A 21617-nucleotide genomic window follows, 5' to 3' on the forward strand; every position below is an offset into this window, starting at 1 on the left:
TGAATAATGGCACCGTGACCAATGGTGACATCATTACCAATCACTACGTTTTGACCATGGTCGCCGTGAATCACTACACCGTCTTGAATGTTGCTGCGAGTGCCAATACGGATGGAGACTTCATCACCACGCAATACGGCACCAAACCAAACGCTGGAGTTTTCATCAATGGTCACGTCGCCGATGACGGCAGCCGTCGGTGCAACAAAAACACTGTCGTGTAATTGCGGCTGGATAGTGCTATACGCCAGAATATGGCCTTGGGCATTAGGCATGGATAACCTCCAAAAGGGTATGGTTGGTGAGTAATGAGGGTGAGCGATACACTTGTAATAAGGCTTTTAATGCCGTGACGCCAGCAGCACCGTTGATTGAAGGCTGTTTGTTGTGAACAATGGTTTCAGCAATATCTTCTAGTTGAGAAGCAAAGTGACCAAACGCTGCACGCCCCTCTAGTGACACTTTTTGTGGGCCATCGCCGTTGTTGATAAATAGAGCATTGGTGTAATGAAATATTCGCAGCGCACCATGGCTGCCGTAAATTGAGATAGAACCGGGGTCGTTTTCCCAGCCACCGGCATCGGCTACGGTGGCATCGGTTAGCCACGCTTGGCCGCCACTGAACATACCTTCGCTGGGCAAGCCCGCCGTATAGGTTGCTGCGTTATACAGCAGGTGCCCTACTGCGCCATTGGCCAGTTGCATCACCATATACTCACTGCCGGCCGCTTGGCCTGAGACGGAACCGCGACCATGGGCTGCAACAATGGTGCTGTCGGTTAACCAAGGGAATATATCTATAAGGTGTACGCCGTGATCGACCAAACCCATACCGGGGCCACCGGGACCTCCCAAGGGGTAATGAATGGGGGCTAGCTCGGTATAACCGTCTATACCATGGCCACCAATGGCTTGCTCGGTCATCAATTGCACATCACCAATGGCACCTTCGGCGATTACTGCTTTGGCTTTGATAATGGCGGGGAGGTAGCGATAGCAGGAGCCATAAAATAAGCGTACACCCCTGCCCTCGTTGGCATTGGCACAGGCATCGACCATGGCCTCGGCATCTTCTGCAGTGACGGCGATGGGTTTTTCGCAAAACACATCAATGCCTTTTGCAGCGGCAGCTTCAACGATAGCACGGTGTGTTGAGGCGGGGGTTAATACCATCGCTACATCGATGTCGCTTTGTTCAAGCAAGGCGTGATAGTCGGCAAAAGCGGCAACGGTAAAACGTTCTGCCACGGTATCGGCCGCCTCTTGCCGTACATCACACACGGCGACTAATGACACACAGCTATTGCCTTCGGCGGCTAATAATTCAAACGCTTGTAAATGCGCTTGAGCGACACCGCCTAGGCCTATCATGCCCACTTTTATGGTTGTTGGCTTAGCCATTGGCTCTCCCCTTATGATGCGTCTATTTATGATTTTAGGTTTAACATTTCACGGGCTTCATCGGGTGTTGCCACTTCATAACCTAAACATTCAATAATGGTTTTGGCGCGAGCGACTAAGTCGCCATTGCTGGCAAACACGCCACGACTTAAATACAAATTATCTTCTAGCCCTACTCTGACATTACCGCCAAGCAATGTGGCTTGGGCGACAATGGGCATTTGCATGCGCGCAATACCAAAGGCGGCCCAAACAGCATTTTGGGGGAGCAGGCTTTTCATATAGATCAGGGTTTCAGGGGTGGCCGGTAAGCCCCAACGCGTGCCCATCACAATTTGGTAAGAAGGGGGCGCGTCGAATAAACCTTCTTCGAGCATTTTATTGGCCAATAAAATATCACCGGGGGCGAAGACTTCTATTTCAGGTTTAACACCTAGCTCTTGAAAGCGTTTGGCCATTTTGCGCAGCGTATACTCCGTGTTTAGGTACACATAGGATTTGTCGCCATCTTGCTGGTTTTGGGTGGTCACATCTAATGAGCAAACCTCTGGCAGACACATTTCAATATGCTTGTAGCGCTCTTCGGCCGAGACCACATCGGTATGGGGGCCACCGCGACTTTCGTCCTCTGGGTCGGGGTAAAACATGGCCCCGCCACCGCAGGTAATATTCATCACCGCCTTCACGCCGTTTTCACGTACACGGGTTGCCATGTCTAAAAATAAATCAGGGTCACGGCTGCCCGCCCCCGTTTCGGGGTCACGCACATGCAAATGCACAGAAGAGGCGCCGGCCTGTTCTGCCTCAAGGGCTGCGTCAGCAATTTGCTGGGGAGTTACAGGAAAGTTGGGGTGGGCTTGGTTGTATTGATTCTCGCCCACCACGGCACAGGTTAAAATTACTTTGCGAGTCATAAAAAGATCCCTTCGGCTGGGTAAGTACTGGTTTGCAAGCTGCTGTTTTAAGCGTGTATTGGGATCAATTTATCAAGAAATATTAATTCTATCTAATGTTATATTTATTGCGTATGATTGCTTTTTTGAATCAAAAAATTGATTGAGGCGGCGCTATGGAACTGAGACAACTTCGCTATTTCGTCACTCTGGCCAGCGAGTTACATTTTCGCAAAGCGGCAGAACGCCTGAACATCACTCAGCCGCCCTTAAGCCAATCTATCAAATTGTTAGAAGCCGAAATAGGCACACCACTGTTTGAGCGAGGGCGAAAACGGCTGGTAAAACTAACACCGGCTGGTGAGGCGCTTTACGCCAAGGCGCCGCGTATTTTAAAACAACTTGAGCAGGCCAAACGCGATACATTGCGAGCCAGCCTCGGTGAAACCGGCCTGCTTAGCATTGCCCATACCGACGATTTTACGTCTGGCTCTCTGGCGGATTTATTGTATGGGTTTCACCATCAGTACCCGGGGGCGGTGTTAAGGTATTATCAAGATACCTCGCTATCGATGACGGAGCGGCTTATCAATGGTGAACTGGATTGCATTTTTGTGCTTAAACCTACCCATGCTGCTCTAGCCGAGTGCTCGGTAAAGACCTTGTCGCCCTCCCCTGTTGTGCTGACGGTGCCTGAAAACCACCCTTTGTCTCGGCGTAAAAAAGTCAAACTGAAGGAGATTGCCAATGAGCATCACCTTTACTCGGCCAATGACATCCCTACGGCATTCGATCATAAACTGGCTGAACTGTTAACTACGGCTGGGGTGAATATTAGGTCTAATGTGCAATCGTTAAGCACGGCTATCTCACTGGATATGGTGCGTAAGGGCTACGGTGTTTTACTGGCCAGCGAAGGCTCAATTGTTAACCGTGAAGGTATTGCGTTAATTGCTATTGATGACAAGGCGGCTGTTTTGGAAAGAGCGGTGGTGTGGAAAGAAGACAACGCCAACCCAAGTTTAAAAAACTTTTTGCACATACTTGAGGGCAGGACCGTTTGAGGCGCCCCTCCCTTTTTCTCAACCCGTTAAGGTATTGCTGGCAAATGCTTTCTTAGGTTTACCTTGGTTGCTTACTGTTTTACTCATCGCTGCCGAATTATCTTGCCTGCCTTCCGATAACTGATTGACGAACCAAGTTGCCTGCCTATTTCGCCTTTGACTCACCCGACTCCTTCGGTATCGATATACACTCATATTGCACCTTACTTGAACGCTGTTTTAGCTACCCCTTATCTGTGTATAAACGGTATGCATTTAAATAAGACACTTCACCCGCCAAAAACCCCACCTCTGGACTGTTTTTTTCAGTGATTATTTCTACTCGGTTTCAGCTAAGCCGCCTAAAAGAAGCCGTCGATGCATCCAAACGGTGAAAGACGGCTAGCACTCCACAATATTGACGGGAACTTCGATAACATTTAATGCTAGGCCACCACGGGCAGTCTCTTTGTATTTATCATGCATATCTCGCCCAGTCTCTCGCATGGTTTTGATCACTTTATCCAAGGAAACAAAATGGGAGCCGTCACCTCGCATGGCGACACGCGCTGCATGAATAGCTTTGACTGAGGCCATGGCGTTACGCTCGATGCAGGGCACTTGCACTAGGCCGCCGATGGGGTCGCAGGTCAGACCGAGGTTATGCTCCATGGCAATTTCTGCGGCGTTTTCTACTTGTTCCGGTGTTCCGCCCAGTAGTTCAGTCAAGCCTGCCGCTGCCATGGAACAAGCTGACCCTACCTCACCCTGACAACCGACTTCAGCGCCACTGATGGAGGCATTCTCTTTATACAATATGCCGATAGCCCCTGCGGTGAGTAAGAAGCGGGTTACATCGTTGTCACCGGCGTTAGGGGAAAAGCGCATGTAGTAGTGCAGTACCGCAGGGATGATGCCAGCGGCACCGTTGGTGGGTGCGGTGACTATACGCCCCCCTGCGGCATTTTCTTCATTGACGGCTAAGGCATATAGGGTGACCCAATCCAGTACGGATAGTGGATCAGACAATGAGGCTTCTGGTTTCGCCAGTAACTGGCTATAGAGTTTTTTGGCGCGTCGACTGACTTTTAAGCCGCCCGGTAATTCGCCTTCGTTATGGATACCGGCTTCAACGCAAGCTTGCATGACTCGCCATAATTTGAGTAAGCCTGCGGTGGTTTCTGTATCGTCGCGCCAAGCTTTTTCGTTTTCACGCATCAGTGCGGAAATACTTAAGCCATGCGTTTTGCACAGGGCTAGCATCTCGGCGCCGGTGGTAAAGTGATAAGGCAAGCTTCGGCTATCTTCTACGATGCACTCAGCCGAGGCCGCAGTTTCATCCACAACAAAACCACCACCCACTGAATAAAATAATCGTGAGCTTATAATCTCGCCTTGTGCATCAAAAGCGCTATAGCGCATACCATTTGAGTGAAAAGGCAAAGCTTCACGCTTGTGTAGCCAGAAGTCTTCGCCATGTGTGTAGCTGATGGCTCTTTCACCGAGTAAGGTCAACCGGCCTTGCTCTTTGATGGCGCTAACTCGCTGTGCAATGGTTTCTATATTTACCGTTTCGGGCTCACCACCTTCCAACCCCAGTAGCACCGCTTTTGGCGTGCCATGACCTTTGCCGGTAGCACCTAAAGAGCCGTACATCTCGGCTTTTATACGAGTAACACTGTCGAGTAGGCCCTCTGATTTCAACCCTAAAGCAAACTGCCTGGCAGCCCGCATGGGGCCCACGGTATGTGAACTGGAAGGCCCAATACCTATTTTAAATAAATCAAAAACACTTAGTGCCATTGTCTGAACTCCAGCCAACTACCTCGACCCATGATTACTGAACAACAGGCTCTTCCTGACGTTGCGCTTCCTTCAATAAAGCGGCATAGATACTTGCATCAAGTTCTGCGAGATGAGTCATTGTTGGACGCCTATAAAAATATCATTACACAACCTATAGTAAGACACTCTATAACCAATAATCCCCACCCCGCTGTGAAGGTTTTATTATAAAGGCACGACCCTACTATTGCCTCTTTTTAGCGACAGGGGGTGATCAATGAGCTAATCCACCCTCATCCAAATTCAGCAACAAGGCATTGCCGCCTGTCGCCACGATATTGGTGGTGATGGTTTTTTCTACAGCAAAGCGCAGAGTCTTGCGCGGTGTCTGGACACCAGTGATCACTGGCGGATCGCTCACCAACAAAAAGGGATGGTGATGCCCTTAATTGAGTATCCTTTCTCATGGTAGAAAGGATGATATTCACCGTTGATAATAAATTTTGTGCGTAGGCTACTGCCATCCTTTTTGATAGAGTCTGCTGTCGTAAATGATCACCGTATTTGGCTACCGTATCCTTTTTGATATCCCGTGCATCTTTTATGTTGCACTCGGATTTCAAAAAATCGGCAAAGACTTTCCAGCGCCATTCATGGGACGCCTTTGTGCCATAGTGGCCGTCACCATAACGATCATTGAGCGCGTTCTTGGCAGCCCAAGTTATTTTTTTACCGTATCCAAAATTTCTTCCGCCACCGACTTTGCTCATGGTGTAACCCTGATTGTGGTTAGTATTACAATCGAATAGAGCGTCGACCGCGCTTGATGAATGCGTTTCATCAGACGACTTCCCGAGGGAAGCAAGAGCAAATCACTGTCAGTACAACTCACTTCAAAACAAGCTATAAATAGTACTTGCGGGTTAAGTGTGCTCAAAAGAAAACAACATAAAACGATTCTTCTTTCGAACTGTACAGGCAGTTTGTAGCAGTTTTTGGCGACCAACCCGATCACAAAACATTGATTGGATTAGTTTTTTCCGTGTCGCCGACAGGCGTCTCTGTGTAGCTTCGCTAAAGCAGAGACACCTGCTCCTTACCTTCTGATCTTCTTTCTTTGGGGTTTCACCTCCTTAGGCGTGAGTGATTAACGTTAAATGAATGTTGGCCATTAGTAGCCTGGCCAACCATAATGGAATTACTCCACAACGGTAGTTGCTGACGCATGCCCCTTAGGGTGAATTTCATTGCGTCTGTTCTGCCCCACTTTCATGGGTCAAGTTGTTGAGTGCTATTGCTAGCCATCAACGGGTGCCGTTAAGGGTGTAACGGCTACACTTCTATACCGCTTATTGAATACGAATACTTTGCCGACTACGACAAAGAATCGTTCAATAGGGAAAGAACGTTATAACCACCTGACAGGCTCAAACAATCTGAGAGGCAAGGTGGTGTGAATAGGCCAATGACAGCAAGTGCCAATGGACTGATGATATGAACTTGGCCGCTGATAACAGTAGCTGTTCATTATTAAAAAGGATGAGCTATCGCCCATGTAACGGTAACTAAGTACTCGTTTACGACTAAGTCTGTAGTCGTTGCAGATCATTCGGAGGCATTACAACATAGAGGGTAACTTGCAAGCAGCGAAAAACCATACACACAAAAAAGATAGCTTTTTAAGAAGACTCGTTGCTAGCGAGTTTTTTTGGGGGGAGCATCGTTACCAGTGGCAACAGGTATAGACCTCGCTGAAAGAAAGTTCACACACTTAACCGACTTTTCCATGGCTCCCCTCTTTCGTTGTAGAGCTAAGCTCTACAACGAAAGAGGGGGTGGGTTTAAATTAAGTAACGGCTAAGAAGGTGAAACGATACGCGCCTAAGGCTTGAGAAATCTTACACCAGAGCCGCTCTTTGCATCAGCCGCAATAAATTCAACGCCTAGATTTTCTAAAGCTGATTGCAATGCCAACAAATTATTGGGATACGGAGTTCTCGCACCGCGCTCAAAATCGACCAATGTTTGTTTTGATAGATTGGCCGTTTTAGCAAGATCGGATTGCGAGATATTTAAAAGAGCTCTTGCTGCCCTGCAAGTCTCAGGCGAAATCAATATTTTAGTCAAACCTTTATCATTCCTATTGAACTTAATATAACCTTAGGCTAAAGTATAGAGGTAGTACCAGAACGCTACAAGCTACCAAACCCGAAAAGGGTTTAAGAAAGCGCCCGCCCGGGATGTTACTAGCACCTCGGACGAGCTAATCACAACAACCTGACAAGAGGTTCTTATGACTGATCAAGATTCTACACAATCGGCACCCTTGGTGTCTCCCCATTATGCATTATTGAGCCATCCACTGGTTCATACCCCTTCTTCCCACTCCTATTCGGATTGTCTGGATGTACTTGAGAATGCTATCAATCTGTTGGCGCTATTTCATAACTTGGAATTTGAAGAAAACAGTAACCGTGGTGCGCTCTCTCCCAATGCTGCTGGCGCTTTTTATTGCCTGATTATCATGCTGCAGGATACTTTGCGTTATGTTTGCGAAAATCTAGATGATGCATGGCGTGATCGAGAGTCTTGTCGAGTCGATAGAACGCTACAGAAGACGGTGTTTTTTAAAGCTCTGCAAGAACCAACGATGCAGGAGAGAACAGGTATTTATAACACTATGGCTGCATGTATGGGGGTTAATCCTGTAGACATTGAGACCTTTGTTGGCCTGATTGAAAAACTGGGAGACAGCACCCCCGACACCCGACCTCAATCAGTTGCCCCATAGAAAGATAAAGCAGTGAATAGACAAGGCGAACAAACTTAGGCAAAGTAACGCAGACAAGAGGTTGACAAGGAGTCAACCTTGACTTAGTGTTGACACACAGGCAACTTATGCACGTTTTATCCAAAAAGCCGTTTAACGATGCGGCCAAGAAATACCCCAACGACCGATTGGCGTTAATGGAGATGTACCGAGTACTGAGCAGTACCCAGTTCAAAACGCCAAAGGAATTAAGAGCCGTTTTTCCGTCGCTCGATAATTTCAAATACAACGACCGTTGGTGGGTGCTGGATGTAGGGGGGAATAACCTGCGGGTGATGGCCTTTATCCAGTTTGTGAATGGGCGTATTTATATTAAACACATTGTGAACCACGCTGATTACGACAAGCTAACCGAGAAGTACCGTAGAGAAAGTAAAAAGAGGTGATGTGATGACACAGTTAGCACTAACTGATGCTTATGAAGCATTTATGCAAACCGCGCACGCTTATGTAAACCTGTCTACTGAGGCAGATTATGAGGCCGCCTTAGAAGCTTTGGAAGCTACGCTGGAATCTGCTGAGGATACACCTAACGATCCGCTGAACCCTCTGATTGAGTTGTTGAGCCAATCTATTGAAACCTATGAATCTCAAAACAGTGAGTTAACGGCATTCGTTGATGAAGCCATGTCGATGCCAACGGATATTGCCCTATTGAAAACCCTAATGAGGCAATACAATCTCACCGGCAGTGATTTTCCTGAAATTGGTGACAAGACTATGGTGTCAAAAGTACTTAACGGAAAGCGAGTTTTACAACGACAATCCATGGAACAACTAGGGCAACGGTTTGGTATTCGGCCTGCTATGTTCTTGGGTGGGTGAATCAACACGATAGTCTGCAATCCCCACTTGCCTCTACAAATAACTACGCCATAAAGTTATCTTTTCACTCTGTACGGTTAATACCTGACAGCACCCGCACAATCAATTTAAGGTCACACTTTTTATAAGTCTTGATGAAAATGATCCTCAAGATTTTTAGAGTGACCCAACATGCTGCAACGCATTTACCGCCTTCGTGATGCCCCAACATATCTTGGTATGGATAGGCATACCTTTAATGCCACTGTACGCCCCTACCTCACCATAATACCTGTTGGAAAACGCGGAATCGGTTTTGATCGACTGGAATTAGATGCTTATGCGACTTACACTAAGCAGGCTGTTGGGTGTCCTCCAAAGAGGAAACCCTTATGGACAAATCATCAACAAAAAAGCACAGAGCAAGGCGTCGATCACCTGGACTTACCCAGCGAGGTAATATCTGGTGGATCGATAAGCGACTCAAAGGATTGGACTCGCCGCTTCGAGAAAGCACGGGCACAAGCGATCTCGAAGAAGCGGAACGCTACTTAGCTAAACGGATATCGGATATCCGCAACGCAACCATTTACGGTATGCGGCTTGAACGCACATTCCAAGAGGCAGCCGTTAAATACCTTGAGGAAAACACCCACAAGCGAAGCTTGCATGTGGATGCTGAGAATCTGACGACGGTAATGCCCTTTATCAAAGACCTGTCTTTACAGCGGGTTCACGATAGCTCATTAAGACCTTTTGTTAAGTACCAGTTAGACAAAGGGTTGAGTCAGGGTACGATCAACCGCAGGTTGGCCATAGTGAGACGGATTTTAAACCTTGCCGCGAGAAGTTGGCGCGATGAGCACGGTTTAACATGGTTGGAAACAGCCCCGTTGATTACTTTGCCAAGCTACGAACCTCGCCAGTCTTATGTGCTGAGTTGGGAAGAGCAGAAAGCGTTATTTCAGCGACTGCCCGACTACTTAAGCCAAGCTTGTTTGTTTGACGTCAACTGCGGCGCAAGGGAGCAGGAGGTATGCCAATTACGGTGGGACTGGGAGATTGTGTTTGAAGGCCGGTCACTGTTTCTTTTACCGAAGCAGTTAACCAAGAACAAACAGGATCGCATCTTAGTCCCCAATGACGCAGCGCAAACCGTATTGAATCAAGTTCGCCACCAACACGACGACTATGTTTTCAGTTACAAAGGTAAGCGCCTACGGAATTTGCGAACGATGGCTTGGAGAAAAGCGTGGGTAGCCAGTGGCTTACCCCAAGAGAAAATGATCCGCCAAGGGGTACATAATTTGCGGCATACCTATGCTACTAGATTACGTGCCGCAGGCGTTTCACATGAAGATAGGAAGGATTTATTAGGCCACTCAAATGGCAGTATGACCACACACTATTCGCAGGCGGAGATTAGCAATTTAATGGCTGCATCGAATAAAGCTTGTGAGGAAATGGTCAAACCATTATTGACTTTGGCGAGGGTGAGAAACGCGCAATTGGGCAATTCCCACAATTCTCCCACAGTCGATAATATTGAGGGCTTGAAAGTAGAGAGGAAAATAAGGCTCTAAAAAGACAAAACCCCCGTGGTTATTAGCCTACGAGGGTTCTGAATATGGTGGAGCTAAGCGGGATCGAACCGCTGACCTCAACACTGCCAGTGTTGCGCTCTCCCAGCTGAGCTATAGCCCCGAATTTGGGAGGCAGCATCATAAGTAGGGACACTCTTATTGTCAATAACAGATAGGAAAAAGTTTAGTAATTCAACAGCTTAATGCTTAACCAGCGCTATGCTGGCCCTGGCGAAGCTGCTCGACAAACTCCAATGCCAATTCAATGCGTGAGTCGATATCGCCCCGGTCGCCACTGGGGTCTCGGGCCTGATGGGTGCGTTCCGCCACTAGTAAGGCTTCTGCTACATCAAAGGCGCCGCGGTTGGCTGCCTCAATGGCATCAGAGATTAGTTCATCAACTTCGTCGTGGTAGTTCTTGTCGTGTTCTTGCAGTGCTGGTGGACTGTAAGTTTGGGTCTTGGCCTGAATGCTCTGCTTAACGATATCATCAGGGCGACGGTTAAAGCGATTGACCAGAGGCTGGTTAATAGTCTCAAAGACGTCTTTGTCATCATCCTTGTAAGACGCGGCGGTATTGGCGGTAATATCAAAGGCGCTCTGGGAATCAATAATATCGTCCAGCTCTTGAAGCAACTCGCTTTCTTGCTGGATATCGGCGGCCTTTGTTGATGATGCCGATGCGGGTTGAGCGCGCCAGCGCAGTAGGAAAAACAACATACCGGCCATGGCAGCCAGCAATAACATGATCGCCATCCATAACTGCTGAATGGTATTGGCATCATCGCTGGAAGGTTCAGTTTTCTCAACAGCGGGAGCTTGTGGTTCGGGGGGTGTTACTGGTGGTTTAGCCGCTGGCTCGGTAATAGGCTGGTTTTTAGTCGCCAGTTGCGCCTGTAAGGTCGTGATCTCTTCTTCTTTTAGCATCACCAAACGCTCTAAGGACTCGACATACCCCGACTTCTCAATCGCTATTAGCCTTAAGCGCATTGCTTCGTTTTCACGTGTCAGCCGGTCAACCACCTCATTGGTTACCGCCATTTGCGTTTCCAGGGCTTTGAGGTTGTCGGTGTCGGCGTCTTTGCCTTTGGCTGTGCCAGCTTGGGCCGCCATAGGAGTAATAATGGATAAGCGCTCGGTAGTCTCAGCACTGGCTGGTGCTGTTGCAGGCTTAGCGGTTGGCAGCTTTAAGGTAACCCCTGCCAATAGGCGGTTCATTTCACCATTAATAAAAGCACGGGGGTTATTTTCCAGTAACCACTGCATCACATCCCGGCGCGATGTTTGGGTACCGCCCACCAGGCGACTGGCAATTTTGGACAGGCTATCGCCACTGCGTACCCGATAGGTTGCCGCACCAGGCTGTATGTCGATGGTTTTTGCGGCGGGCTTGCTCGGGCTGGTTTTGATAGCCACAGGCTTAGCAGGCTCAGGGCCAAAAGGCTGGCCGGAAGACTGCTGTAGTGTAATAGGATCTAAAAACACGGTGTACTCTCTATACACTGTGCCTTTAGGCCACTTAAGCTCTACCAGCATATTTAAGAAAGGTTCATTGACCGGTTGCCGGCTAATTAGTTTGACTTTCAAGCGGCCGTTATCCAGCGTTGGCGTCAGTCGGTAATAGGACTGGTAGCCAGCCAGGTCAATACCCAGATTGCTGGCTTCTACGTTATTGAGTTGGCGTACACGTATATCTTCGGGGCCGTAGTCTTCGCCATCTAGCAGCACGTCGATGCTGGCTTCCAGCGGCTGCCCCAGAAAGGAGGTCGAACTCAACTCGCCCAGACCCAGGGCATGGCTGTGGCTGGCTGCCAGAAGGCCTGCCACCAAAGTTAACTTAGAGATTATTCGCGCAACGCAAGGCTGCGTTCTGCTGCTGGGTGTTGGCTGTCTAAAAAGCACTGAACTGTCCTATGATCAAGTGTTTAGGCGGGGCTGCTATGACTCATTTATGATCCCTGTATGCAAAGCATAGCTTAAGCCAACAGTTTCGGCGTATAAAAATGTCCTGAATTTGGTACTACTATCACCATATCTTAGCTGTAAGGTATTGCAGCATACGCCTTTTCCAGTTTCTTAAGCTTTTTCTTGCCGACACCACCCAACTGGTCAATGGCAAACCGAACACGGGCGCGGGACATATCCGGCCCAAGAATGGTCATTGAGTCGATTACCGATACGGAAGATGTGGTACCTGCAATAGCAATAAATAGCGGCGCAAAAAAGTCTTTAACTTTGATATCAAGACTATCTGCCAGCGCTTTCATGGCTGCAAAGATATCGTCCCGCTCCCAACTCCTTAGGGCTTCCAGTTTCCACAGGGCAAATTGCAGCACTTTAAGCAGTTCATCATCCTGCAATTTCAGGCCCGCGAAGCTATCTGCCTTAATGGGCAACATACCCGAGGCAAAAAAGGCTGCCAGTGGGGCAAAATCACTGAGGGTCTCCATCCGCTGTTGGGCATGGGGCAGGATTTTTAATAAATAGTCTTTATTTAAAGCCCAATCATGCAGGCGTTGGGCAAGCTCTTGCTGGCTAAGGTCTTCACGAATCCAGAGGCCATTGAGCCAGCTGAGTTTTTCCACATCAAAAATGGGACCGCCAAGACTGACACGCTGGATATCAAAGTGCTCCAGCATTTGTTGCAGTGTGAACTTTTCGCTTTCATCGGGCATGGACCAACCCATACGGCCCAAATAGTTGACCAGGGCTTCTGGTAAATAACCCATGCGCTGGTAATACAAAATGCTGGTGGGGTTTTTACGCTTGCTAAGCTTGGACTTATCCGGGTTGCGCAGCAACGGTAAATGGCAGAGCTCTGGCATATCCCAGCCGAAGTATTCGTAGAGCAATTTATGTTTGGGGGCTGAGTTAATCCATTCTTCACCGCGCAGTACATGGGTGATTTCCATCAGATGATCGTCCACCACATTAGCCAGGTGGTAGGTGGGCATACCGTCGGATTTCAGCAAGATCTGGGCATCAACTAAAGTCCAGTCCAGCTCCATCGTGCCGCGTAGCATATCCTCGACTTCAACTTTACCTTCCATGGGTACATTCATACGAATAACGTAGGGGGCGTTAGCAGCTTGGCGCTTTGCCACTTCGTCTTTTGGCAATTCGAGGTCGTAAGGCTTCAGGGCGCGATTGAAACCCTGCTCTTTTAGGCCAGCACGGAGTTCATCCAGCTCTTCCGAGGTGCGGTAACAGCGGAAGGCATGGCCTTTTGTTATCAAATCTTCAGCATATTGGGCATACATACCCTTGCGCTCACTTTGGCGGTAGGGGCCAAATTCACCCCCCACATCCGGGCCCTCGTCCCATTCCAGCCCCATCCAACGCAGCGAATCAAAGATCGCCTGTTCCGATTCAGGGGTTGAGCGAGTCTGGTCAGTATCTTCAATGCGCAGTACAAATTTACCGCCATGCTTGCGGGCAAAGCACAGGTTAAACAGGGCTATATAGGCTGTTCCTACATGGGGATCACCCGTTGGTGAGGGGGCAATACGGGTTCGTACAGTCATGGCGGAGAATTTCTCTTTGTTACGGTTGGCTTAAGGCGCACGATTATACGGGCTGATGGAATATTTCTCACCCCCTGCCAGAGAGTTAGGGCTGGGAAATAAGCGATAACTCTATAAATATAAGAAGCCATAATCAACACCAGCTAACACAACCGCAGTGAACACAGTCACATACACAGCATGGGGAGCGACTTCAAACCCGAAAGCGCTTGATTACCTATACATTGGCTTTAAGATTCAGGCATATTATTAAAAATATGATTCGAGATACGACGTAAATTGGCAGTTCGTAGACATTCGGGGAAAAACCATGCACCTGGCCAAACAGCTATTATCAATCGCACTTCTCACCCTATTCATCACCGCCTGTGGTGGTGGTGGCGGCTCTGAGAGTACTGAGAGCACTGAGAGCAACAATACCTCGCAAAGCCCCAATCAGAACACACAAACCATCGATACAGAAACAACCTTCACGGTTACCCAAGTCAATAGCATGGCGGTAAAGGGGCCCTTAGCCAATGCTATTGCTTCACTCTATGGTATTGATACCAACACTAACGATTTTAAAGGGCAGCTACTTGCCGAAGGTTTTACCGATAGTAATGCACAGCTGGTGATGGATATTGAGAACCGGTTTTTAAGTGAATCATTTTTTATTATCGAATATACGCTAGGTAAAGAACTTAACGGTGCCACCCCTGTAATTCCAACTTTGCGCACCTTAATAACAAGCGACCAGTTGCGTAATAACACGCCGGTTTACGCCACCCCTTTAACCACCCTTGCCATTGATTATGCCATTGCCGGTCTGGCCTCCAGCAGCGCTATTTCAGTGACTGATTTTGCCTCCGCGGTTAACGATGCCGCGCTGGAGACTAAAGCGGCTTTCGGTTTGGGCATTCTCGATGATGATGTCAATATTTTTACCAGCTCCCCCATCCTCTCAACCAACACTGCCCAGGCAAAGTCTTTAGCCTACCGCACCACGATTGAGGTGTTTGCCGCGCTTGCTGAAAAAGTGCAGGATGAATCAGCAACTGAAGGAACAACCATTGAGGCCGAAGCTTTGGTACAGGTTTTTGCCGAGGATATGCTGGATGGCACACTGGATGGTGAAAATGACGGTGAGCCAATCACTCAACTGGCAGCACTGGGTACCACCAGGGTTCAACAGATTCTAAGTACTGACCCCAATACCCTGACCATTCCCGGTACACAAATGTTGGTTTCAGAACTGTATGAAATTATTGTCGATGAAGCAAAGCAAGTGGCACGTGATAATGTAACACCGACTGCATTAAGCCAACCCACAGCAGGTACGGTTAGCCTGAGCCCTGAAGTACCAACGTCTAGCAATGAAAGTGCGCCCCAGGTAGATGTGGAGGTTGTATCCTCAAGCAATCATGAGCCAGCGAACCTCACGGTAACTCTATCATGGTCAGCTCCAACCACTCGTTTAAACGGTGATCCTTTAACCGTTGCTGAACTGGCCGGCTATGCAATTTATTATTATCTGGAAGGGGCGGAAGAAGACGGAGAAGTGGTGAGTATCAGTAACCCCGGCACCACCAGCCAGTCGATTACCCTATCGGCTAGCGGCACCTACAATTTCGCTATTGCCACTATTGACACTGACGGGCTGGAAAGCGATATGTCAACGCCGATTAGTTTTGTCGTTGACTAATCCGTAAGCCATTCTATTGCAAGGCCCTGTTCACCAGGGCCAACGCCCCAGCCCTCACAAACCCACAAGCCAGCAACCGCTATCATTACATCATCGCAATACAGTACAGGCGCCCTGTCCCTTAACCATGGCGCCAGTTCATATTCCTGAAACAGTTTTTTTAAGCTCTGGGAGTGGCCACGCCCCTGGGGCTGGCAGCGTTCACCACCCTGACGAAATCTGACAGTAATGTCTTTGCTGTTTACTAAATCCGGATTTATGCCCTCACCATAAAGCAGCTCAAGTGATAAGCAGCTGTCCTCTGCTATTTGCAGCGGTGCCTGCATATCCCAGCAAAAAGTCTGTTGGCCATCAAACTCGGTCAGTGGGTGCATTACATATAATGCACCCTTAAATCGCCTCACCTCTACATCCCCCCAACTGATTAAGGGTTGGGCCTGTTGCTCGGCTGTTAAAGCCTGGGCCAGCACCATTTGTAGCTGCCTGGTACTGGGCAGACTAAAGTCATTGACCCGAAACCAGAAACGCAGCAGGTTTTTTTGGCGCAGCAAGCTTAGGGACTGGAGTAAAGCGATAGGGAGTTGGGGTTGCAGGGGCGAGACTGAAGCTTGTTCAAAATCCATTAGCGCCAGCTCATCGTTTAACTCAGCGGACTCCTCGCTAAGGGATGCTGCTCGTGCCAGTGTTTGTCGATATGCTGGCCAGCGTGATGCTATAGTTGGTAATAAGTCGCTGCGCAGAAAATTCCGGTCAAAGTCAGTGCTTTGATTACTGGGGTCTTCAACCCATTGTATTGCGTGCTCTTTGGCGTACTGCTCAATCGCACTGCGGGGAAGCTCAAGTAAAGGCCGCGCCAACAACCCCTGCCCCAGCGGGCGGCTGAAAGGCATAGCGGCAAGCCCGCGGGAACCACTGCCTCGCAACAGGCGCAGCATCAGGGTTTCAACCTGGTCATCCCGATGATGTCCCATCAGCAAAACATCACCAGGCTCAAGTAGTGCTTCAAACGCCTGATAGCGCGCTTTACGGGCCTGCTCTTCGAGGCTGCCTGTTGTATCCACAGCCACGGTGATTGTATGCAAGGGGATATTTAACTGATCAGCCTGTTGCTGGCAGTGTTGTTGCCACTGCCCTGCCTCATCCTGTAACTGATGATTAATATGGACGGCTTCAATGGGAGGATGATTGGGATATTGCAGCAGGCTGTGCAACAGCACGTGGGAGTCAACACCGCCGCTATAGGCTACCAGCCAGCGAGGGGCATCCAGAAAAGGGGTAAGCTGTTTAACAAGCTCAATGGATGAAAAAGACATACTCTTCTTCGTAGGGTGGATTGTAATCCACCGCTGTTGAAGGTGGATTACAATCCACCCTACCTTTTACTCATTGCCGTAGGACATTAAGCGCTGGTAGCGTTTATCTAATAGCTGATCTTCAGGTAATGCTTTGAGTTCGGCTAGCTGCTCAACCAAATGTTCTTTAATGCGGTTGGCCATCACATCGATATCCCGATGGGCACCACCTAAAGGCTCTTTAATGGTCGAATCAACAATACCAAGACCTTCCAGTACCGTTGAGGTCAGGCCCATAGCTTCTGCTGCATCAGGTGCCTTTTCTGAAGTCTTCCAAATAATATTGGCGCAGCCTTCAGGGGAAATAACAAAGTAGGTGGCGTATTGCAGCATGGCCAAATGGTCGCCAACACCGATACCTAAAGCACCGCCAGAGCTACCTTCACCAATCACCACACAGATAATTGGGGTTTTAAGCCGGGACATAACCGCCAGGTTCTGGGCGATGGCTTCGGAGATACCACGCTCTTCTGAATCAATACCCGGATAGGCCCCCGGTGTATCGATCAGGGTAACGATGGGTAATTTAAAACGCTCAGCCATTTCCATTAAACGCAGGGCTTTGCGGTAGCCTTCAGGCTTGGGCATACCAAAGTTGCGCTTGACCTTTTCCTGTACACCGCGACCTTTTTCCTGACCGATAACCATCACGGGCTCACCATTCAAGCGGGCCAAACCGCCAACAATAGCGGAGTCATCGGCAAAGTGACGGTCACCGTGCAGTTCTTCAAAATCGGTAAATACACGGGAGATATAGTCCAGGGTGTAGGGACGCATGGGGTGACGCGCTACTTTGACGGTCTCCCATGGGCTTAGGTCAGAATAGATTTTCTCGGTAAGCTTGGTGCTTTTTTCACGCAGCTTATTGATCTCTTCGCCGATATTGATGTCATTATCGGAACCCACCAACTGCAGTTCTTCAATCTTTACTTCTAGCTCAGCGATGGGTTGTTCAAAATCGAGGTAATTGGGGTTCATAGTATCAATATAGTATCAATATAGTGTCTGTTATACGTCTGTTAAAACGGATAGATGGCTGCGCGCAACGATACGCGATTCTGGCCTTATAGTCGACCCTCTGAGTCGCTAAAGCGCATTTTACTCGCCAAAATCGAGGCGGACGCTGTTGTCACCAAACCGGTCTTTTAAACGTTGAATAAGCTCATCACTGGGCTGAATCTGCCATTCACTGCCCAAGCGAACCTGGCCTTTGGCACCATCGCGCTGGTAGTCGATCAATACCGGGCAGCGTCCATTTAAGCGACTGGGTTCCAATAAGCGCTTAAACTCACTGCTAAAGCCATTTTTGCCATTAATTCCGTTAAAGTCGGCGGTGCACAGGGTCAACTCAAGGGCTTTGACATTAGACTGGCGAGCCTCTAACAGAGTTCTTACGCTGCTGCCACGGACTTTCAGCTGTCCAGAATAATCATCAAAGGCGACTTTGCCCTCTACCACCAGAATCGCGCCCTTGCTGATTTTCTCTCTTGCCTCTTCAAAGGCTTCGGAAAATAAACTGATTTCAATTCGGGCGGAACGATCATCCAGGGTTAAAAACGCCATGGTATCGCCGCGCTTGTTTTTCATAGTGCGTAGATCTACCACCAGACCGGCCATGGTTTGATGATTAAAATCGGCTTTTAAATCAACAATGCGGTTGCGAACAAACTGACGCAGTTCTTTTTCATATTCATCAATCGGGTGACCGGTGACATAAAGACCCAGTGTATCTTTCTCACCGCCGAGTTTTTCTTTAGGTGTTAGCGGCCTGACTTTATGATGATCCGCATAGACATCGCCGCTGTCATCGGCCTGAACTACATCGCCAAATAAATCCATCATACCGGCATCACGATTACCGGCGCTTTGCTCCGCGGCTTTAACTGCTTCGGGCATGGAGGACAATAATACGGCCCTTTCTACGCCCAAAGTATCGAAGGAACCCGAGCGGATTAATGCTTCAATGGCACGCTTATTCACTTTACGTGGGTCGGTACGCTCACAAAAATCAAATAAGTTTTTAAAGGCACCGCCTTCATCGCGAGCGGCAATAATATTTTCGATAGGCCCTTCACCCAAGCCTTTAATCGCTCCCAAACCGTAAACAATGGCGCCTTCTTTGTTAACCGTAAACATATACTCGCCTTCATTGACATCGGGCAGGCGGTAATCCAGTTCCATTGCGCGGCATTCTTCAATAAAGATGACAATTTTATCGGTGTTCTGTAATTCCGAGCTCATGGTGGCCGCCATAAACTCAGCGGGGTAATGGGTTTTTAGCCAGGCGGTCTGGTAGGAAACTAATGCATAGGCGGCGGAGTGAGATTTGTTAAAACCATAACCGGCAAACTTTTCTACCAGATCAAAAATCTTAATCGCCAGAGTGGGATCCACCCCTTTATTTTTCGCGCCCTCTTCAAAGGTCTTGCGTTGTTTGGCCATTTCTTCGGGTTTTTTCTTACCCATGGCACGACGCAACATATCCGCCCCCCCCAGACTATAGCCCGCCAGTTCCTGGGCGATTTGCATAACCTGTTCCTGGTAAACAATAACGCCGTAAGTCGGTTCAAGAATAGGCTTTAACCATTCGTGTTGGTACTGGGCATCGGGGTAGGCTACCTCGGCTCGACCGTGCTTACGGTTAACGAAGTCATCAACCATCCCGGAATCCAGTGGACCGGGACGGAACAGCGCTACCAGTGCAATCATATCTTCCAGATTATCCGGTTGCAGGCGTTTGATCAGATCTTTCATACCCCGGGATTCCAGCTGGAAAATCGCGGTGGTTTCTGCACGCTTTAGTAGCTGGTAGGAAGCAGGGTCATCCAGGGGGATACGCTCAATTTCTATATTGGCGCAGCTGCCATCTTGTTGCGGGCGGTTAATCATTTTCAACGCCCAGTCGATAATGGTCAGGGTACGCAAGCCCAGGAAATCGAATTTAACCAAACCCGCTTCTTCAACATCGTTTTTATCGAATTGGGTTACCAGGCCGCTACCACTTTCATCGCAATACAGTGGTGCAAAGTCTGTTAATTTGGACGGGGCGATTACCACACCACCGGCGTGCTTACCGACATTCCGGGTGACGCCCTCAAGCTGAAGCGCCATATCCCAGATTTCTTGCGCCTGCTCATCATCGCGCAGAAAATCCCTGAGCACTTCTTCCTGTTCGAAACCTTTTTGCAGGGTCATACCTACTTCAAACGGAATCATTTTTGAGAGTTTATCGGCCAGGCCATAGGATTTACCCTGAGCTCTGGCCACATCGCGCACTACCGCTTTTGCAGCCATGGTACCGAAGGTAATAATCTGGCTTACTGCATCACGGCCGTAGTTATCGGCTACATAGCTAATCACCTGGTCGCGATTATCCATACAGAAATCGACATCAAAATCCGGCATGGAAACCCGTTCAGGGTTTAGGAAACGCTCAAACAGCAAGTCGTATTCAAGGGGATCAAGGTCGGTGATTTTCTGGGCATAGGCTACCAGTGAACCCGCACCGGAACCACGGCCTGGGCCTACAGGAATGTCATGGTCTTTGGACCACTGGATAAAGTCCATTACGATCAGGAAGTAACCCGGAAAACCCATCTCCAAAATAATATCGAGTTCAAAATCCAGACGCTCTCGATACTCAGGAGCTTTTTCTTTGGCCTTTTCAGCAAATAAAAAATCCAGTCGTTCGTTTAAACCTTCAATGGAAATTTTTCTAAAAAATATGCCGGTAATTAATTCCTTGGCATACTCGGGTGTATTTTCCTTGCCCTCCCATTTGGCTTTTAAGGACTTCTCGGTTTGTTGCTTAAGCCCTTGGTAGGATTCAATTTTGAAAAAGGGATCATTCTCAAAATTGTCGGGAATGGGGTACTCTGGTAAATAATAAGTACCCAGGGAAATTTCAACATTGCAGCGCTTGGCAATTTCAACGGTATTGGCCAGGGCTTCAGGAATATCACTAAATAGCTCCTGCATTTCTTCCGGGGAGCGAAGGTATTGCTCTTCACTATAACCACGGTTGCGCCGCGGATCATCCAAAGCCCTGCCGTCGTGAATACATACTCGGGTTTCATGGGCCTCAAAGTCACTGCTATTTAAGAAGCAAACTTCATTGGTAGCAACCACGGGGCAATCCAGCTCAGCGGCCAACTCAACCGCCGCATGCAGATAGTCCTCTTCATATTGGCGACCAGTACGCTGTAGCTCAAGATAAAAACGATTGGGAAACAAAGCCATGAGTTCGCCCAGTCGCTGCCTGGCTTCATCGTGTCTGGAGGCGAGTAAGGCCTGCCCTATTTCCCCCTTGCGACCGCCTGACAAGGCAATCAATCCGTCAGCATATTCTGCCAGCCAGGAGCGCTTAATATAGGGCACGCCCAAACGCTGGCCTTGCTGATAAGCCCTGGATATTAATTCGGTAAGGTTGCGATAGCCTTGATTATTTTGCGCCAATAAACACAGACTGCTGATCTGGGTTTCATCATTATCGTCCACCAGATGAAAGTCACTGCCATAGATGGGTTTTATACCAGCACCAATAGCGGCCTTATAAAATTTGATCAGGGCATAGAAGTTGGTGTGGTCGGTCAACGCCACCGCAGGCATCCCTAACTCCGCCACCTGCTTCACCAAAGGCTTGATACGAACCAGGCCATCAATCAATGAAAATTCACTGTGAAGGCGGAGATGGACGAAGGAGGCGCTCATAAAAGGAC

17 protein-coding genes and 1 tRNA gene are annotated in these 21617 nt (G+C 48.6%); 6 read left to right on the forward strand and 12 right to left on the reverse strand.

Features of this window, described 5'->3' with window-relative positions; genetic code table 11:
- From P8H32_RS01990 to P8H32_RS02000, 3 genes are all read right to left on the reverse strand, one after another.
- Window positions 1-275 (reverse strand): gamma carbonic anhydrase family protein (locus P8H32_RS01990; RefSeq protein ID WP_367279137.1); only part of this gene is annotated, 275 nt, incomplete at its 3' end.
- Window positions 268-1401, reverse strand: coding sequence for a Gfo/Idh/MocA family oxidoreductase (locus P8H32_RS01995; protein WP_301088341.1), 1134 nt, complete (start codon window positions 1399-1401; stop codon window positions 268-270). The genes P8H32_RS01995 and P8H32_RS01990, both read right to left, overlap by 8 nt.
- Before the next feature lie 26 nt (window positions 1402-1427).
- Window positions 1428-2315: a 3-keto-5-aminohexanoate cleavage protein gene (locus P8H32_RS02000; RefSeq protein WP_301088342.1), complete on the reverse strand. Its 888-nt coding sequence runs from the start codon at window positions 2313-2315 to the stop codon at window positions 1428-1430.
- A 155-nt stretch (window positions 2316-2470) separates the two neighbouring features.
- Between P8H32_RS02000 and P8H32_RS02005 the strand changes: the two genes are divergently transcribed.
- Window positions 2471-3358 (forward strand): LysR family transcriptional regulator, encoded by an 888-nt coding sequence (locus P8H32_RS02005; RefSeq protein WP_301088343.1) that lies wholly within the window; start codon window positions 2471-2473, stop codon window positions 3356-3358.
- A gap of 381 nt (window positions 3359-3739) precedes the next feature.
- Here P8H32_RS02005 and P8H32_RS02010 read toward each other — a convergent pair whose 3' ends face one another.
- From P8H32_RS02010 to P8H32_RS02020, 3 genes are all read right to left on the reverse strand, one after another.
- Window positions 3740-5140 carry an L-serine ammonia-lyase gene (locus P8H32_RS02010; protein ID WP_301088344.1) on the reverse strand — a complete coding sequence of 467 codons (1401 nt, stop codon included), beginning with the start codon at window positions 5138-5140 and terminating at the stop codon, window positions 3740-3742.
- A 275-nt stretch (window positions 5141-5415) separates the two neighbouring features.
- On the reverse strand, window positions 5416-5892 hold the full coding sequence (locus P8H32_RS02015; RefSeq protein ID WP_301088345.1) for a hypothetical protein: 477 nt from the start codon (window positions 5890-5892) through the stop codon (window positions 5416-5418).
- Between the two features lie 1111 nt (window positions 5893-7003).
- Window positions 7004-7249 carry a DNA-binding transcriptional regulator gene (locus P8H32_RS02020; RefSeq protein WP_301088346.1) on the reverse strand — a complete coding sequence of 82 codons (246 nt, stop codon included), beginning with the start codon at window positions 7247-7249 and terminating at the stop codon, window positions 7004-7006.
- 166 nt (window positions 7250-7415) lie between these two features.
- Between P8H32_RS02020 and P8H32_RS02025 the strand changes: the two genes are divergently transcribed.
- The 4 genes from P8H32_RS02025 (at window position 7416) to P8H32_RS02040 (ending at window position 10339) form a co-directional block, all read left to right on the forward strand.
- Window positions 7416-7913 (forward strand): hypothetical protein, encoded by a 498-nt coding sequence (locus P8H32_RS02025; RefSeq protein ID WP_301088347.1) that lies wholly within the window; start codon window positions 7416-7418, stop codon window positions 7911-7913.
- A gap of 107 nt (window positions 7914-8020) precedes the next feature.
- Window positions 8021-8338, forward strand: a complete 318-nt coding sequence (locus tag P8H32_RS02030) for a type II toxin-antitoxin system HigB family toxin (protein WP_301088348.1) — start codon at window positions 8021-8023, stop codon at window positions 8336-8338.
- 4 nt (window positions 8339-8342) lie between these two features.
- Window positions 8343-8777 carry a hypothetical protein gene (locus P8H32_RS02035; protein WP_301088349.1) on the forward strand — a complete coding sequence of 145 codons (435 nt, stop codon included), beginning with the start codon at window positions 8343-8345 and terminating at the stop codon, window positions 8775-8777.
- A gap of 371 nt (window positions 8778-9148) precedes the next feature.
- Window positions 9149-10339 (forward strand): tyrosine-type recombinase/integrase, encoded by a 1191-nt coding sequence (locus tag P8H32_RS02040; RefSeq protein ID WP_301088350.1) that lies wholly within the window; start codon window positions 9149-9151, stop codon window positions 10337-10339.
- A 45-nt stretch (window positions 10340-10384) separates the two neighbouring features.
- On the opposite strand, the gene P8H32_RS02045 is transcribed toward P8H32_RS02040, so the two are convergent.
- The 3 genes from P8H32_RS02045 to gltX form a co-directional block, all read right to left on the reverse strand.
- Window positions 10385-10460, reverse strand: a tRNA-Ala gene (locus P8H32_RS02045).
- Window positions 10461-10546: 86 nt separating this feature from the next.
- Window positions 10547-12166, reverse strand: coding sequence for a hypothetical protein (locus P8H32_RS02050; protein ID WP_301088351.1), 1620 nt, complete (start codon window positions 12164-12166; stop codon window positions 10547-10549).
- 209 nt (window positions 12167-12375) lie between these two features.
- On the reverse strand, window positions 12376-13863 hold the full coding sequence (gltX, locus tag P8H32_RS02055; RefSeq protein WP_297290998.1) for a glutamate--tRNA ligase: 1488 nt from the start codon (window positions 13861-13863) through the stop codon (window positions 12376-12378).
- A gap of 310 nt (window positions 13864-14173) precedes the next feature.
- Between gltX and P8H32_RS02060 the strand changes: the two genes are divergently transcribed.
- Window positions 14174-15547 carry a fibronectin type III domain-containing protein gene (locus tag P8H32_RS02060; protein ID WP_301088352.1) on the forward strand — a complete coding sequence of 458 codons (1374 nt, stop codon included), beginning with the start codon at window positions 14174-14176 and terminating at the stop codon, window positions 15545-15547.
- On the opposite strand, the gene tilS is transcribed toward P8H32_RS02060, so the two are convergent.
- From tilS to dnaE, 3 genes are all read right to left on the reverse strand, one after another.
- Entirely contained in the window at window positions 15544-16860 is a 1317-nt protein-coding gene (gene tilS / locus P8H32_RS02065) for a tRNA lysidine(34) synthetase TilS (protein ID WP_301088353.1), read from the reverse strand. The genes P8H32_RS02060 and tilS overlap by 4 nt on opposite strands.
- A 66-nt stretch (window positions 16861-16926) precedes the next feature.
- A complete protein-coding gene (locus tag P8H32_RS02070; RefSeq protein ID WP_301088354.1) occupies window positions 16927-17877 on the reverse strand; it encodes an acetyl-CoA carboxylase carboxyltransferase subunit alpha in 951 nt (316 codons plus the stop codon).
- Between the two features lie 120 nt (window positions 17878-17997).
- The gene (gene dnaE, locus P8H32_RS02075; RefSeq protein WP_301088355.1) at window positions 17998-21609 is read right to left on the reverse strand and encodes a DNA polymerase III subunit alpha; all 3612 of its coding nucleotides are present in this window, start codon (window positions 21607-21609) and stop codon (window positions 17998-18000) included.
- Window positions 21610-21617: the final 8 nt, after the last annotated feature.

It is taken from the genome of Oceanicoccus sp. (assembly GCF_029238675.1).
Taxonomy (GTDB): domain Bacteria; phylum Pseudomonadota; class Gammaproteobacteria; order Pseudomonadales; family Dasaniaceae; genus Oceanicoccus.

Excerpts from the sequence above, each read along its gene's own strand:
- P8H32_RS02025 (WP_301088347.1), top strand. The coding sequence starts at position 7,416 with ATGACTGATCAAGATTCTACACAATCGGCACCCTTGGTGTCTCCCCAT.
- P8H32_RS02070 (WP_301088354.1), bottom strand. The coding sequence starts at position 17,877 with ATGAACCCCAATTACCTCGATTTTGAACAACCCATCGCTGAGCTAGAA.
- P8H32_RS02005 (WP_301088343.1), top strand. The coding sequence starts at position 2,471 with ATGGAACTGAGACAACTTCGCTATTTCGTCACTCTGGCCAGCGAGTTA.
- P8H32_RS01995 (WP_301088341.1), bottom strand. The coding sequence starts at position 1,401 with ATGGCTAAGCCAACAACCATAAAAGTGGGCATGATAGGCCTAGGCGGT.
- P8H32_RS02040 (WP_301088350.1), top strand. The coding sequence starts at position 9,149 with ATGGACAAATCATCAACAAAAAAGCACAGAGCAAGGCGTCGATCACCT.
- P8H32_RS02035 (WP_301088349.1), top strand. The coding sequence starts at position 8,343 with ATGACACAGTTAGCACTAACTGATGCTTATGAAGCATTTATGCAAACC.
- P8H32_RS02030 (WP_301088348.1), top strand. The coding sequence starts at position 8,021 with ATGCACGTTTTATCCAAAAAGCCGTTTAACGATGCGGCCAAGAAATAC.
- P8H32_RS02000 (WP_301088342.1), bottom strand. The coding sequence starts at position 2,315 with ATGACTCGCAAAGTAATTTTAACCTGTGCCGTGGTGGGCGAGAATCAA.
- P8H32_RS02015 (WP_301088345.1), bottom strand. The coding sequence starts at position 5,892 with ATGAGCAAAGTCGGTGGCGGAAGAAATTTTGGATACGGTAAAAAAATA.
- P8H32_RS02010 (WP_301088344.1), bottom strand. The coding sequence starts at position 5,140 with ATGGCACTAAGTGTTTTTGATTTATTTAAAATAGGTATTGGGCCTTCC.
- tilS (WP_301088353.1), bottom strand. The coding sequence starts at position 16,860 with ATGTCTTTTTCATCCATTGAGCTTGTTAAACAGCTTACCCCTTTTCTG.
- dnaE (WP_301088355.1), bottom strand. The coding sequence starts at position 21,609 with ATGAGCGCCTCCTTCGTCCATCTCCGCCTTCACAGTGAATTTTCATTG.
- gltX (WP_297290998.1), bottom strand. The coding sequence starts at position 13,863 with ATGACTGTACGAACCCGTATTGCCCCCTCACCAACGGGTGATCCCCAT.
- P8H32_RS02060 (WP_301088352.1), top strand. The coding sequence starts at position 14,174 with ATGCACCTGGCCAAACAGCTATTATCAATCGCACTTCTCACCCTATTC.